Source organism: Photobacterium pectinilyticum (genome assembly GCF_024357955.1).
In the GTDB taxonomy this organism is placed as follows: domain Bacteria; phylum Pseudomonadota; class Gammaproteobacteria; order Enterobacterales; family Vibrionaceae; genus Photobacterium; species Photobacterium pectinilyticum.
The window spans coordinates 102628-116119 of the sequence record NZ_JANEYT010000004.1; the positions used below are offsets into that span (position 1 = coordinate 102628).

Annotated in this window: 14 protein-coding genes; 5 read left to right on the forward strand and 9 right to left on the reverse strand. The window is 48.0% G+C overall.

Features of this window, described 5'->3' with window-relative positions; all coding sequences use genetic code 11:
* Nucleotides 1–2 precede the first annotated feature (2 nt).
* The 9 genes from yajL to NHN17_RS03220 form a co-directional block, all read right to left on the reverse strand.
* Nucleotides 3–626, reverse strand: a complete 624-nt coding sequence (gene yajL, locus NHN17_RS03180) for a protein deglycase YajL (protein WP_255040683.1) — start codon at nucleotides 624–626, stop codon at nucleotides 3–5.
* Nucleotides 616–1530 carry a 2-dehydropantoate 2-reductase gene (gene panE / locus NHN17_RS03185; RefSeq protein WP_255040684.1) on the reverse strand — a complete coding sequence of 305 codons (915 nt, stop codon included), beginning with the start codon at nucleotides 1528–1530 and terminating at the stop codon, nucleotides 616–618. The genes yajL and panE overlap by 11 nt, the downstream gene beginning before the upstream one ends.
* A gap of 102 nt (nucleotides 1531–1632) precedes the next feature.
* A complete protein-coding gene (locus tag NHN17_RS03190; protein WP_255040685.1) occupies nucleotides 1633–2460 on the reverse strand; it encodes a nucleoside-specific channel-forming Tsx family protein in 828 nt (275 codons plus the stop codon).
* A 307-nt stretch (nucleotides 2461–2767) separates the two neighbouring features.
* Nucleotides 2768–3577, reverse strand: a complete 810-nt coding sequence (locus tag NHN17_RS03195; RefSeq protein ID WP_255040686.1) for a nucleoside-specific channel-forming Tsx family protein — start codon at nucleotides 3575–3577, stop codon at nucleotides 2768–2770.
* Between the two features lie 358 nt (nucleotides 3578–3935).
* Nucleotides 3936–5309, reverse strand: coding sequence for an AmpG family muropeptide MFS transporter (locus tag NHN17_RS03200; RefSeq protein WP_255040688.1), 1374 nt, complete (start codon nucleotides 5307–5309; stop codon nucleotides 3936–3938).
* 171 nt (nucleotides 5310–5480) lie between these two features.
* Entirely contained in the window at nucleotides 5481–5843 is a 363-nt protein-coding gene (locus NHN17_RS03205; protein ID WP_255040689.1) for a hypothetical protein, read from the reverse strand.
* Nucleotides 5844–5891: 48 nt separating this feature from the next.
* Nucleotides 5892–6446 (reverse strand): peptidylprolyl isomerase, encoded by a 555-nt coding sequence (locus NHN17_RS03210; protein ID WP_255040690.1) that lies wholly within the window; start codon nucleotides 6444–6446, stop codon nucleotides 5892–5894.
* A complete protein-coding gene (locus NHN17_RS03215) occupies nucleotides 6446–7015 on the reverse strand; it encodes a YajG family lipoprotein (protein WP_255040691.1) in 570 nt (189 codons plus the stop codon). The genes NHN17_RS03210 and NHN17_RS03215 overlap by 1 nt, the downstream gene beginning before the upstream one ends.
* Before the next feature lie 65 nt (nucleotides 7016–7080).
* Complete coding sequence (locus tag NHN17_RS03220) at nucleotides 7081–8211, reverse strand: methyltransferase (RefSeq protein ID WP_255040692.1); 1131 nt, start codon at nucleotides 8209–8211, stop codon at nucleotides 7081–7083.
* A gap of 149 nt (nucleotides 8212–8360) precedes the next feature.
* Here NHN17_RS03220 and bolA point away from each other — a divergent pair, with 149 nt between their 5' ends.
* The 5 genes from bolA (at nucleotide 8361) to NHN17_RS03245 (ending at nucleotide 13491) form a co-directional block, all read left to right on the forward strand.
* Complete coding sequence (gene bolA, locus NHN17_RS03225) at nucleotides 8361–8675, forward strand: transcriptional regulator BolA (RefSeq protein WP_255040693.1); 315 nt, start codon at nucleotides 8361–8363, stop codon at nucleotides 8673–8675.
* Between the two features lie 818 nt (nucleotides 8676–9493).
* Nucleotides 9494–10834, forward strand: a complete 1341-nt coding sequence (locus NHN17_RS03230) for a Na(+)-translocating NADH-quinone reductase subunit A (protein ID WP_255040694.1) — start codon at nucleotides 9494–9496, stop codon at nucleotides 10832–10834.
* Nucleotides 10835–10837: 3 nt separating this feature from the next.
* Nucleotides 10838–12082, forward strand: a complete 1245-nt coding sequence (locus NHN17_RS03235; protein WP_255040695.1) for an NADH:ubiquinone reductase (Na(+)-transporting) subunit B — start codon at nucleotides 10838–10840, stop codon at nucleotides 12080–12082.
* Nucleotides 12072–12866 carry a Na(+)-translocating NADH-quinone reductase subunit C gene (locus NHN17_RS03240; protein WP_255040696.1) on the forward strand — a complete coding sequence of 265 codons (795 nt, stop codon included), beginning with the start codon at nucleotides 12072–12074 and terminating at the stop codon, nucleotides 12864–12866. The genes NHN17_RS03235 and NHN17_RS03240 overlap by 11 nt, the downstream gene beginning before the upstream one ends.
* Nucleotides 12859–13491, forward strand: a complete 633-nt coding sequence (locus NHN17_RS03245; protein WP_255040697.1) for an NADH:ubiquinone reductase (Na(+)-transporting) subunit D — start codon at nucleotides 12859–12861, stop codon at nucleotides 13489–13491. The genes NHN17_RS03240 and NHN17_RS03245 overlap by 8 nt, the downstream gene beginning before the upstream one ends.
* Nucleotide 13492: the final 1 nt, after the last annotated feature.

A 13492-nucleotide genomic window follows, 5' to 3' on the forward strand; every position in this document is an offset into this window, starting at 1 on the left:
ACCTATTTTCTTGGTAACACCGTGTAGTGCATGTTCGGCCATACCACCATTGGCTCTGCAACCTCGGCCGACTTTTCCTTGCCGGCAAGGTGGTTGATGATTTCAAACGCAAACTCCATTGCGGTGCCCGGCCCTTGGCTGGTTAGCAAGCGGTTGTTGACATCATAGACCACGCGTTTGGTGCGAAGACGCTCTGCCGGAATACGGTCATGGAAGCTAGGGTGCGATGTCATCAGGGCTTCAGGGTAGAGCTGGTGGTGTTCAAGCACAAGGGCTGGAGCAGCACATATAGCCGCAACTAACTTACCATCGTATTTGTGCTGTTTGACAAACTCAACCAACAGCGGGCTGTCACGAAAGCATTCCGCCCCGCCAAGCCCACCGGGAAGTACCACACAGTCAAACGGTTCATCGGCAATATTGACCAAGGCTGTATCGGCAACCAGTTTGATCCCTCGCGAGCCTTCCATGATCAACGCCCCGTCGGACGCAGCGCTGGCCGTCGTTACCGAAAAATTGGCGCGAACCAACATGTCGATAGTCGTGATGGCTTCTATCTCTTCCGTTCCTGGTGCAATGCATACAGCGACCTTGATAGGGTTCGGGCTGGTGCTGTCATTGGTCATGGTATTTTCTCTCCAATTCTTTTATAGCCTGCCACAGGCGATGGTTGTGAGGGGCTTCAATGTTATGTGTTGCCGCCCGGGCAATGAGATACCCGCTAATATAGTCGATTTCTGTCTGCCTTTGATGGCAAACATCCTGATTCATGGAAGAAAAATTGTCAGCCGTTGCATTTATTACCGTATCGACCCGTTGTCTGAGCACTGAGGCGGTAACTGGGTATCCCTCTGCGGACATAACCAAAGCGACTTCTTGGCAAATAGCGTCTAGTTCGGTATCGAATTCTGACCTTGCCAGTTTGCCGTTCTTGCAAAGATGAAGTGCTGTCAGCGGGTTGATAGCACAGTTAATAGCCAATTTGTTCCATAACGGTTGGTTAATATCGTCCTCCCATTGGCAAGGGGGCAGGGCATCATCAAGTAAGTGTGCCAGTTGCTGGTGCTGGATGCCGTGTGGCGTAATGCTTCCCAGCAGGGTAGGGCCAATACCTGTGTGGTGCACTTCATCCTGACTAGGGCGGAAAGCGGCTTGGGCGGTGGTGGCATAAATGATCGGGTTGTTGGGCAGTAGGTCCAATACGGTTTGCTGGCTACCCATGCCGTTGTGCATGATCACTACTGCAGTCTCGGGATTCAGGTGCGGTTTGATCGCTTGAATGGCGGCACCGACCTGAAAGGCTTTGACGGTGGCTAACACCAGATCACTGCTCGCCAATAAAGGGGGTTGGTTAGCCTCAAACAGAGAGGTGGATTTCGGCGTGAGCTTGGCAGTCGCATCAGTGCCTGTTAGGTGAATAGCTAACTTTTGGTGATTGTCGCGCGTCCAGAAATGGACGTTGTGTTGATTAGCGAGTTTGCAGCCCCATAGCCTACCGACGGCACCGGCTCCTAGAATGGTGATGTTCACAATTTGCTTCCGTGTATTGGATGACTATGTCGGGATAATAACACCGTTAAAGCGGGGAAGAAGAGATTTAGTCCGCTCCTCCCTGAGCGGATAAAGGTGGCTTTAGAATTTATAGGTGACAGAGAAGTAATGACTAATACCAGTGGATTCGAAGCTACTGGTATCTTCTATGAGGTAAACATCATTATAGAGTTTGAAGCCATAGCCCACGGCATAACGGTCAGAATGCCAGTAGAAGCCGTTGAACATTACCCCACCATGGTTGGCTTGTGAATTACCCTTGAAGGTGTCATCGGCTGCAAACTGATAATCGATGTAGCCTTGGTAGGCAATAAAGCTATCATTGGGGAACGTATAAAAGGGTTTGAACCAGTTAGTTGATAACTGCAGGCCGTTCCAGTCTTTGTTGTTAATATCATAGAGGCCATAAAGGTTGAGGCCGACTTTGCCAAACCAAGGAACCTGAACGTCTGAGCCTATGCCCCAGAAGGAGTTGTTGACCGGGGGAAAATCACTTTCTTTGGCATAGCCACCATCCCAATTGAACAAGGTGGCGATGTAAAATTCTTGGAATGGCCCGATTGAAAGATCTCTTTTGGTCATGGCATCAAGGGAAAGCCTAGGGGCAAATTTCATAAAGATTTTAACCCCGTCATTCTTATCGCTGGCATCGTGATCGGTTAAATCAAAAACATCAACGTAACCATAAAGGTCAAAGATACCGGAGCGTCCGCCGAATTCCATCTCCAAATAATCATGACCGGAATGTGCGTCAGGTGATCTTGGGAGCTCTTCAAGGGCGTACATGAGATTGAATTGAAGCCATTTATAGTCGTTTTTATGGATATCATCTGAATAATCGACAGCAAAGCTGACAGTTGGCAGCATTGCTGCTGCGCTGATACTTAAAGCGGTCAGGGTTTTATGCATGATAGTGTCTCGCTAGCCATTTGCCATTGCTTATGGGCACTGAACGACCATGTTGTCTGGCGTAGTCCAGTGTTAAGTAAAGGTTAGCGGATTAGTGCTTTGGGGGCGGCCTGTCTTGCAACTACGGCAAGGTTCTTGCGTGCGGAAATCTTATTGCTGGAAAAATGTGCCAAAAATGAATAACAAAGACAGGGTGTCTCGAAAGTAATTTCTATCTTAGATTTGAGAGGGGAAGTTCGGGGTAATGCAAAAGTCATAAAAAAAGCACCCGAAGGTGCTTTTTTCTATCAGCTACGAGAGCCGTAACTTAGAACTTGTAAGTTACGCTAAAGTAGTGACCAACGCCTGAAGACTCAGCTTCTGGTGCCCATGGTAGAGCTGCACCGTCTTCAAAGCCGTATACGTTGTTGTATAGTTTCAGACCGTAACCCACTGCGTAGCGGTCAGAGTGCCAGTAGATACCGTTGAACATTGCACCGCCGTGGCTTGACTGGTATGCAGCGTCATCTTCCATACCGAACTGGTAGTCGATGTAACCTTGGTAAGAAATGAACGTACCGTTGTCTAGGAAGTAGAAAGGCTTGAACCAGTTGGTAGATACTTGGAAGCCGTTCCAATCTTTCTCGTTTGAATCGTAAGTACCGTATAGGTTTAGGCCAATTTTGCCCAACCATGGAACCATTACGTCTGAACCTAGACCGATTTTCTGAGAGTTAACACCAGAGTTGCCACCCCACTCCATAACAGTCGCTAGGTATAGCTCTTGTACTGGACCGAAAGACAGGTCTTTGCCTGTTAGACCGTCAAGAGACATACGCGGTGCGAACTTCATGAAGATTTTTTCAGCGCCGTCTTTGTCGCTGCCTGAATCACTTGTTAGGTTGAACACATCAACGTAACCGTATAGGTCGAAGATGCCTGAACGACCGCCGAATTCCATCTCTAGGTAATCGTGAGTTGACTCTGGGCCTGCACCTTTCTCGTCAACGGCTGCCATCAGGTTGAACTGAGACCAGCTGTAGTCGTTTTTGTGGATGTCGTCAGAGTAATCAGCCGCATTAACTGCTGGAACAGCAGAGGCAGCTAGAACGCTTAGTGCTACTAGTGATTTACGCATGGGGTGAACTCTCGCTAATTGTGTTTTAAGACCGGACTTTTGTCTGTCCGTGTTCTGTTGGCGGAGAGTGTATTGCTTTATGTCACCTTTGTGAATGTAACGATTGCGCAATCCTTTGCTAAATGTGATCTCGATCGACTGTAATCGATTTCAAGTTGAAGAAAAAGTGATCTTTAGCGTGTTTTTTGTGCGTTTTAAAGTAAATTTTCTGAACTAAGTGTGAAGAGGGTACTCTAAGCGCGGTTTTGCTATCTCAAATGGGGATGAAAAGTGCAGAAAATAAAAAAGGAAGTATTTCTGCTCAACAGAATACTTCCTTTAGGCGCTACCGAATATTAGGGGAGGCGCAATTGTGTTGCTAGTCGTTCTTTGTGCTGAAGCTGGTACTGTGCTTGTTGACGATGTAGATCAACCCCAGTACTGGCAGACCGATAAGGGCGGTGGTGAGGAAAAAGATGTTGTATCCGTACATGTCGACATACAAGCCTGAGAAACCGGCAATGAATTTCGGGAACAACAGCATGATGGAACTGAACAACGCGTATTGTGTGGCAGAGAAAGCCACATTGGTCAGGCTCGACATGAAGGTAATGAAAGCGGCAGTCGCTATGCCGGCACTGAGGTTATCCAGTGAAATGACCAAGGTCAGCATCGGTAGGCTATTGCCGATATAGCTAAATACCATGAAGGCCAAATTGGTGAGAGCAGCGAGCACTGCCCCCAAGGCAAGAATGCGCATGGTGGAGTATTTGCTGACCAAGATCCCGCCAAGGCCGGCCCCTAATAGTGTCATGATAACGCCATAGATTTTTGACACCGAGGCCACCTCGGTTTTGGTAAAGCCCATATCGACGTAGAAGGCATTGGCCATCACACCCATGACGACATCGGAAATCCGGTAGCAACTGATAAGGGCCAGGATCAGCAGGGCTTGTTTACCATAGCGATCGAAGAAATCCTTAAATGGCATCACAGCGGCGGCATAGAACCAAGCGATGAGCCTTGCCTTGCGCGGTGAGGTCCCTTTGGCTATGAGGCTTTGGCGGAATTCTTTCTCGACATTATCGATGGCTGAGCTATCAATGGTCGGCTCATGAATACATAGCGCAGTAATAAGACCGACCGACATCAGGCTTGCCATAATGAAATAGGCATACTTCCAGCCTTCAGGATCGTAGCCGGTATTCGAACCAAACCAAGCAGCAAATGCCAGTGCCCCAGCTCCCGCCATGATCATTGCGAGACGATAACCGGTCATGTAGGCAGCAGCGAGTGCCGCCTGTAATCGCTCGGAAGCTAATTCAATGCGATAAGCATCAATCACAATGTCTTGTGACGCCGAAGAAAAAGCGACGATGACGGCAAAAATAGCCAATTGAACCAAGTCGCCCTGTGGATTGCTGACCGCCATTCCGATCAGGGAGCCAATGATCAGTAGCTGCGAGAAGATCATCCAGCCTCGGCGTCTTCCTAGCAGTGATGACAAGATCGGAATTGGGAAGCGGTCGATAAGCGGTGACCAGATCCATTTAAAGCCGTAGGCCAGTGCCACCCAGCTGAAAAAACCGATATCGGTGCGACTCACTTCGGCTTCCCGAAGCCAGAAAGATAAGGTCCCAAATACCAGTAGCAAAGGCAGGCCGGAAGAGAAGCCCAGTGCCAACATGATCAGGACTTTTTTCTCTAGATATACTCGCCAGCCAAGTTTTTCATTTTCAATCGATTGCTCCATGGATCCCTCAGGTATTTCTGAATTAGCAGCCAGTAGTATATACAGGTATACCCGCAAGCTACCGAGTAATTAAGTAAAAATACAGTAAAAGGTGGTCGCAAAGTATGAAACTTGTATATCTCTGAAACACGGCTGGGTGAGACGGTGGGAAGGGGAGAGATAGGGCGAAGATTAAGGACGGATCCCCTGCATTTTTTCCTGCCGTTCACCGAGCCCGAGCAGAAACTGTGCAGCCGAAGCTACTTTGTATTGCAAAAAGTTATTGCCCAGCAATTCATGCTCTTCCAACGATTCCAGTAAGTGGACTAAGTACCAGTAGGTAGACTCGTAGTGATCGTCTGGGGAGCCAGAAGGGACAGAGAGCAGCCACCATTCATGAAGATGTTCGGTGATGGTCGTTTTCATGGCGTCATAATTGACGTCGCCGTTAATCGTCCCCAAGGCACTGAGTGCAATCGCCGGAGCATGGTCGGCAATATGCTGGCTGATTAACTCAGCATGGGTTGCATGATTGGAAGAGACAAGTTTGAGCATAGCAGTCACCTGATCACAAACTAATGATCAGGTGACATTAGCTTGTGTCTAATTTTTAATAATATTGATACTTTCAATAACTATAGGCTGCTCAGGAACATCTTTCATACCCATAGAGCGGATAGTTGTCGTGGGAATTTCGGTCATTTTTTCAATAACTGGGAAGCCGCTCACAACTTTGCCAAATACCGCATAACCCGGGCGGCTGCCTTGTGCATCTAAGAAGGTATTATTTTGGTAGTTGATATAAAACTGGCGAGTTGCTGAGTCCGGATCTTGGGTGCGGGCCATCGCGACCGTGGCTTTGGCATTGCTCAGGCCATTGGTGGACTCATTCTTAATAGGCTCATAGCCTGAACGACGTTTGAGATCTTTGTCAAAACCACCGCCTTGAGCCATAAAACCCGGGATAACACGGTGAAAAATCGTTCCTTCATAGCTGCCATCCTCCACATAACGAAGGAAGTTTTCGCTCGAAATCGGGGCTTTTTCTTGTTCAAGTTCAATGACGAACTCACCCAGGTTAGTTGTGACCGAAACTTGGGTGGCAGCACTGACCGGAATTGCCAGGCAAAGTAATAGGGTAGATAGCAAGCGACGCATTATAGGTTCTCCTGCATATAAGCATTTAACTCAGGATCAGCATAGATGTCTTTAAGTACCGCTGTGATTAAATGGTTCATTGACTGTTCCATATCCTCAACCGATGCGCTCATTGCACCATTGCGGGCCGATTTGCCGGAATAGCGTTTAACAAATTTACCTTTTGGCGTTTCCACGACAAGTTGCAGCTGGAGCTTGCTGCTCAGTTCGTGGCTTACTACGCTGTGCTTGACGTTGACCATCGCTTCAAGGATATCAAGGCGCAAGGTCCCCTCGCTGTCTTCAGCAATGGTATAGCCTTGGGCGGTCAACTGACGTGATAGCGCACCTTCCATTGTGGTACGGAGGTTTTCGTTGCTGTGTAGCGGCTGAACATTTTCACGGCCATTATCGACAACAGCAATGAATTGCGCCGTACGAAGATCGCGGCTATCGAGATTAATGCTCTTGCCTTGTACCAGAGGTTGTGAGGCGATCACCGGTTCCGGGCTGATGGACAGCTGAGGCTCAGACGGGGTAGAACAGGCCGTCAGGGCAAGCACGGAGGCAGCAACAAGAAGCTTCTTCATAGTCATTCTATCCTTGGGTATAGGCGGGGGCTGCGCAAGCTCCCCGTAAAAAGTGATATTGTAATTTACTTATCTGATTGATAAACGACAAATTTGTTATTTTGGGCTATGACGGTGACATTGCCAAATAAACGTTTGAGTTTGCCACCGTATCCCAGGTGGCGGTTACCAATAACAATCAGCTTGCCGCTACCGCGCAGCACATGCTTGGCGTCGCAAAACATTTGCCAAGCAATATGGTCAGTGATAGCCGCCTGCTGGTGGAAGGGAGGATTGCACAAGACTAAATCGGCGCTCTGGGCTGGAAAGTTGTCTAGGCAGTTGTTGACTCTCGCTGTCAGTTGCGATGGATTATCAAGGTTTGCCTCCGCGTTCATGCGGGCAGATGCGGCAGCCATGTAGCTCTCATCGACACATACCACATTTGCCTGTGGGTTGAGGCGAGCAGCCTTGATGCCAATCACACCATTGCCACAACCGAGATCGACGATGTCCTGATATTGATTGCCACTTGGGATATGCTCGAGCAGCAGGCGGGCACCGATATCTAAGCTATCACTGGAAAATACATTGGCATGGTTGCTCAATGTGATGTCATGCTCTGGGACACCCCATTGCTGCGGAGCCGGTAGTGGCTGGGCAAGTGTAGGATTGGCTTGGCAGAAAATTAACCGAGATTTTTTCACGGCTAGCGAGGTTTTGGTTTCGCCGAGGTGTTTTTCGAACAGCTTCAAGGTCGAGGAATGGATGTCTCTCGCTTTGGCTGCTGCAATCACCGTACAGTCAGCAGGCAGTAATTGGCAAAGCTTTTGTAACTGCCATACCAGAAAGCGGTTGTTTTTTGGCAACTTCATCAAAACCAGTTGTGGTTTTTCTGGTAGCTCCGCGAGGCCGTCGATGATGTTTACTTCAGGAAGCTGATTCTCTGCAAGGTTGGCCATACAGCCTTGTGCTGATATAAATGAATCAGTGACGGTTGTGATCTTACCGTCGTTGGCAAACCAGCAGCTAAGTGCCCCGAAGCTATCGTTCAGGATCAGGATCGGACGCGCTGGGTCGAGGGTGATATCAGCCTCTTTGACATGGTTGATCAGGTACTCGTCTGCTGCGTCCCATGCCTGCAGGGTTTCGGTGTTCCTTACTGGGTATCGCTGTAGAATCAGCGTACGCTCATGAAGGGTTAGCTCTGGTTTCATTAACGGTTACTTTACGGTATGTTTACTCATTGACTGGTATTTTCGCAAAACCAGCCACTACTTAAAACACATTTTATGTCAGTCTTTATATTACTACCGCACATAAGTTGCCGTCAGTAGTACTGATATTTCTCTGTAAAAGGTACACCATGATCCAAGAGCGTATAAAAGATAAACTACAGCACGCGTTCTCACCCCTTCATCTTGAAGTGATCAATGAAAGTTACATGCACAATGTACCGGAAGGTTCAGAGAGCCATTTCAAAGTGATTGTAGTCAGTGAGCAGTTTACGGGGATGCGTCTTATTGGCCGTCATCGCGCTGTGAACTCGGCCTTGGCTGACGAGCTTGCCAACCATATTCATGCCTTGGCGATTCACACCTATACCGAAAGTGAGTGGCAGAGCCAGCAAGAAGGGGCGCCAGCATCGCCGGCGTGCCGTGGTGGCAGTAAATTAGGCTGACTGACAGCTGAACTAGATATGAAACCACAATGATTGCGCTTTTTTTCACACTGAAGTTTGAGACTTGGCGCATCATTTCTTCAATCAATTTCGTACTATTGCAAAGATACCGCCTATTATACCCAAGCACCTAGGCGTGATTTGGGGATATTGGCTTGATTTCGTTCCAGCAATGACAGCTCGAGCCTATAACTTGACTTCTGCTGTCTATAATTGGGTCTGTCAGTTCGCAAAGCGAAAGGTTGCCATTAAAAAATATAACGAAAAACCAATGGCTGCAGTGTGGACCAAGCCCAATAGGCAAGTGAGCCTGACTTTGAATAAATTTAGGATAATTGTCCGTTTTTGTGGTGGAAAGAGTCGTACCGCCAAGGGGTTATTTATGCCTTAGTAGATGTTAACGATGGTTAACATTGCGACATATTTGAAACATATAACAATGGGGCATTTCGCCCCATTGTTGTGACCGTGTGACAGTTGTTGGTTTCTTATTAAATTGTTGGTGTGGCTGTAATGGAAATGATAAGCGCACAGGATTGTCACTTTTGTGTGTCAGTTCAAAATAATGACCCAACAAGGATATTGCGTTTAAAGAGTTAGCCGATTTTCAGTCCGATTAGCGCTGTTTGCCATGGTAAAATCCAACCAAATAGTGCTAAAATTCTGGCCTCAAAATTACTCGACACTTAAAGTGTGATGAGTAAGTGAATAGGATGTTGCGTTGCTGGTTTTGGATCAAACCGGCTTCGGACGAAGGAAAGTCGTGTCTAAATTGCGCAATAGAAAATTTTTTTCCCGTTAATGTAGTGCAAGTGCGTATGATTACAATAAAAAAGGGTCTGGATATCCCAATTTCAGGGACTCCTACCCAGGCGATAAATGATGGCAAGGCCATCACACGTGTCGCCTTGCTTGGCGAAGAATATGTTGGTATGCGTCCTACAATGCATACCCGCGTAGGGGATGTAGTGAAAAAAGGTCAGGTTCTTTTTGAAGACAAGAAGAACCCAGGCGTTAAGTTCACTGCTCCAGCCAGTGGCAAGGTTGCAGAAATCAATCGTGGTGCAAAGCGTGTTCTACAATCCGTAGTGATTGATGTAGAAGGCGACGAGCAGGTTACATTCAACAGCTATGACGCTGGTCAGATTGCTCAACTTGAGCGCTCTGTACTAGTAGATCAGCTTGTTGAGTCTGGTATGTGGACAGCGCTTCGTACGCGTCCGTTCAGCAAGGTCCCTGCGATCGATGCTGAGACTCAGGCTATCTTTGTAACGGCTCTAGACACCAATCCTCTAGCAGCTAACCCAGAAGTTGTTATCAACGAGCAAAACGATGCATTTATCGCAGGTTTGACAGTATTGTCTCGCCTAACGAGCGGTAAAGTATTGGTTTGTAAGTCTGGTGCAAGCCTACCTCGCTGCAGTGAAGCCAATGTGGAAGAGCATGTATTCAACGGTCCGCACCCTGCGGGTCTGGTCGGTACTCACATCCACACGTTGTTCGGTGCAAGCATCGAGAACGTAGCATGGCACATCAATTACCAGGACGTTATCGCATTCGGTAAGTTGTTCCTGACTGGTGAGCTATTCACTGATCGTGTGGTATCTCTGGCTGGTCCTGTTGTTAACAACCCTCGTCTAGTTCGTACTCAAATTGGTGCGTCTATCGAGCAGATCACAGACTCTGAAATGATGCCAGGCGAACTGCGTATTCTTTCTGGTTCTGTACTGAACGGTGTTAATGCCGCAGGCCCTCATGCCTACCTTGGTCGCTACCACCTGCAGATTTCTGCTCTTCGCGAAGGCCGTGAAAAAGAATTCTTGGGCTGGATCGTACCAGGTAAAAACAAATTCTCTGTTACTCGCTCTTTCTTAAGCCAGTTCTTCCCGGGTCAGTTATTCAACATGACCACGACGACGAACGGCTCTGAGCGTGCGATGGTGCCAATCGGCAACTACGAAAAAGTAATGCCGCTTGATATCGAGCCGACTCTGCTTCTTCGTGACCTGTGTGCAGGTGACGTTGACAGTGCTCAGCAGCTAGGTGCACTAGAGCTGGATGAAGAAGATCTAGCACTATGTACGTTCGTATGCCCAGGTAAGTATGAATTTGGTCCTATGCTACGTCAGTGCCTGGACACAATTGAGAAGGAAGGGTAATTCATGAGCCTCAAGAATTTACTCGAGCAGGTTGAACACCACTTTGAGCCAGGTGGTAAGCATGAAAAGTGGTTTGCGCTTTACGAAGCGTTTGCAACTTTGATGTATACGCCAGGCCAAGTAACACGTACAAGCGCACACGTTCGTGACAGCGTTGACCTAAAACGCATCATGATCATGGTGTGGTTTGCGGTTTTCCCAGCAATGTTCTGGGGTATGTACAACACAGGCCACCAGGCTATCACTGCGCTTAACCACATGTATGTGGGTGAGCAACTGGCAACGCTTGTTGCAGGTGACTGGCACTACTGGCTAACAGAAATGCTAGGCGGCACCATGTCAGCAGACGCTGGCTGGGGTAGTAAAATGCTACTGGGTGCGACCTACTTCCTACCTATTTATGCTGTTGTATTTGCAGTAGGTGGTTTCTGGGAAGTTCTATTCTGTATGGTGCGTAAGCACGAAGTTAACGAAGGCTTCTTCGTAACCTCAATCCTTTTCGCACTGATCGTACCGCCAACACTACCACTATGGCAGGCAGCACTAGGTATTACCTTCGGTGTTGTCGTTGCTAAAGAAATCTTCGGTGGTACTGGTCGTAACTTCCTTAACCCTGCTTTGGCAGGCCGTGCGTTCCTATTCTTCGCATACCCAGCTCAGATCTCTGGTGATCTAGTATGGACTGCGGCAGATGGCTTCTCTGGTGCAACTGCACTAAGCCAGTGGGCAAACGGTGGTCAAGCGTCAGTGATGAACACTGTAACTGGCGATGCAGTAAGCTGGATGGACGCGTTCATCGGCCGTATCCCTGGTTCTATCGGTGAAGTTTCAACGCTAGCTATCATCCTTGGTGGCGCAATGATCGTGTTCATGGGCATTGCTTCATGGCGCATCATCGCGGGTACGCTTATCGGTATGATCGCGACAGCGACGCTATTCAACATTATTGGTTCTGATACTAACGCAATGTTCAGCATGCCATGGCACTGGCACCTAGTTCTTGGTGGTTTTGCATTCGGTATGATGTTCATGGCAACCGACCCAGTGTCTGCTTCATTTACCAATAAAGGTAAGTGGTGGTACGGTGCGCTAATCGGTGCAATGGCTGTTATGGTTCGTGTGGTTAACCCTGCGTACCCAGAAGGTATGATGCTAGCAATCCTATTTGCTAACCTATTCGCACCTCTATTTGACAACCTAGTAGTTCAGGGCAATATCAAGCGGAGACTAGCTCGTCATGTCAAGTAATAACGATAGCATTAAAAAGACGCTAATTGTTGTTATCGCACTGAGCCTAGTGTGCTCAATCGTGGTATCAGCAGCGGCGGTTGCTCTGCGTCCACTGCAGCAGAAGAATGCGGTGCTTGATGTTCAGCGCAATATCCTTTCAGTAGCGGGCCTTCTTCAAGATGGCACGAACATTACTGAAGCGTATGACCAGTTCATCGAACCTAAGCTTGTTAACCTAGAAACCGGTGAATTTGTCGAGCAAACTGAAGAAGGTGCTACGGCATCTGAGTACAGCCAGCGTGACGCAGCGAAAGATCCAGCTCAGTCTATTCGCCTATCAGGTGACCAAGATCTAGCGAAGATCATTCGTCGTGCAAATGTTGCAACAGTTTACCTAGTGAAAGATGCGAACGATAACATCGAGAAACTTATCCTGCCAGTACACGGTGGTGGTCTGTGGTCAATGATGTACGCATTTATCGCCGTAGAAACTGACGGTAACACGCTTGCGGGTATCACTTACTACGAGCAGGGTGAAACGCCTGGACTTGGTGGTGAGATCGAGAACCCGAACTGGCGCGCCCAGTTCGTTGGTAAAGAATTGTTCGACAGCAACAGCAAACCAGCTATCCGTGTCGTTAAAGGTGGTGCACCTGAAGGCGATATCCACGGTGTAGATGGCCTGTCTGGTGCAACCCTAACTGCAAATGGTGTTCAGTACACCTTCGACTTCTGGTTGGGCGACATGGGCTTTGGTCCATTCCTGACTAAAGTGCGTGAAGGAGGCCTAAACAATGGCTGATACTAAAGAAATGAAGAAGATTCTGTTTGCGCCGTTTCTCGACAACAACCCGATCGCGCTTCAGATGCTTGGTGTTTGTTCTGCACTGGCAGTTACAACCAAACTAGAAACAGCATTCGTAATGACCCTTGCGGTAACATTCGTATGTGCGTTCTCTAACTTGTTCGTATCTCTGATCCGTAACCACATTCCTAACAGTGTGCGTATTATCGTACAGATGGCGATCATCGCCTCGTTGGTAATTGTGGTAGACCAGGTATTGAAAGCATTTGTTTATGATATCTCGAAGCAGCTTTCTGTATTCGTTGGTCTGATCATCACGAACTGTATCGTTATGGGTCGTGCTGAAGCATACGCGATGAAGTCTGAGCCATTGCCATCTCTAGTAGACGGCATTGGTAACGGTCTTGGTTACGGCTTCGTACTTATCACAGTTGCTTTCTTCCGTGAGCTATTTGGTTCAGGCAAACTATTCGGTGTGGAAATCCTACCGTTAGTGTCTGACGGTGGTTGGTACCAGCCAAACGGTATGATGATCCTAGCACCATCAGCGTTCTTCCTGATTGGTTTCATGATCTGGGCTATCCGTATCATCCGTCCAGAACAAATCGAAGCGAAGGAGTAAG

Excerpts from the sequence above, each read along its gene's own strand:
- yajL (WP_255040683.1), bottom strand. The coding sequence starts at position 626 with ATGACCAATGACAGCACCAGCCCGAACCCTATCAAGGTCGCTGTATGC.
- NHN17_RS03190 (WP_255040685.1), bottom strand. The coding sequence starts at position 2,460 with ATGCATAAAACCCTGACCGCTTTAAGTATCAGCGCAGCAGCAATGCTG.
- NHN17_RS03195 (WP_255040686.1), bottom strand. The coding sequence starts at position 3,577 with ATGCGTAAATCACTAGTAGCACTAAGCGTTCTAGCTGCCTCTGCTGTT.
- NHN17_RS03200 (WP_255040688.1), bottom strand. The coding sequence starts at position 5,309 with ATGGAGCAATCGATTGAAAATGAAAAACTTGGCTGGCGAGTATATCTA.
- NHN17_RS03205 (WP_255040689.1), bottom strand. The coding sequence starts at position 5,843 with ATGCTCAAACTTGTCTCTTCCAATCATGCAACCCATGCTGAGTTAATC.
- NHN17_RS03210 (WP_255040690.1), bottom strand. The coding sequence starts at position 6,446 with ATGCGTCGCTTGCTATCTACCCTATTACTTTGCCTGGCAATTCCGGTC.
- NHN17_RS03215 (WP_255040691.1), bottom strand. The coding sequence starts at position 7,015 with ATGAAGAAGCTTCTTGTTGCTGCCTCCGTGCTTGCCCTGACGGCCTGT.
- NHN17_RS03220 (WP_255040692.1), bottom strand. The coding sequence starts at position 8,211 with ATGAAACCAGAGCTAACCCTTCATGAGCGTACGCTGATTCTACAGCGA.
- bolA (WP_255040693.1), top strand. The coding sequence starts at position 8,361 with ATGATCCAAGAGCGTATAAAAGATAAACTACAGCACGCGTTCTCACCC.
- NHN17_RS03230 (WP_255040694.1), top strand. The coding sequence starts at position 9,494 with ATGATTACAATAAAAAAGGGTCTGGATATCCCAATTTCAGGGACTCCT.
- NHN17_RS03235 (WP_255040695.1), top strand. The coding sequence starts at position 10,838 with ATGAGCCTCAAGAATTTACTCGAGCAGGTTGAACACCACTTTGAGCCA.
- NHN17_RS03240 (WP_255040696.1), top strand. The coding sequence starts at position 12,072 with ATGTCAAGTAATAACGATAGCATTAAAAAGACGCTAATTGTTGTTATC.
- NHN17_RS03245 (WP_255040697.1), top strand. The coding sequence starts at position 12,859 with ATGGCTGATACTAAAGAAATGAAGAAGATTCTGTTTGCGCCGTTTCTC.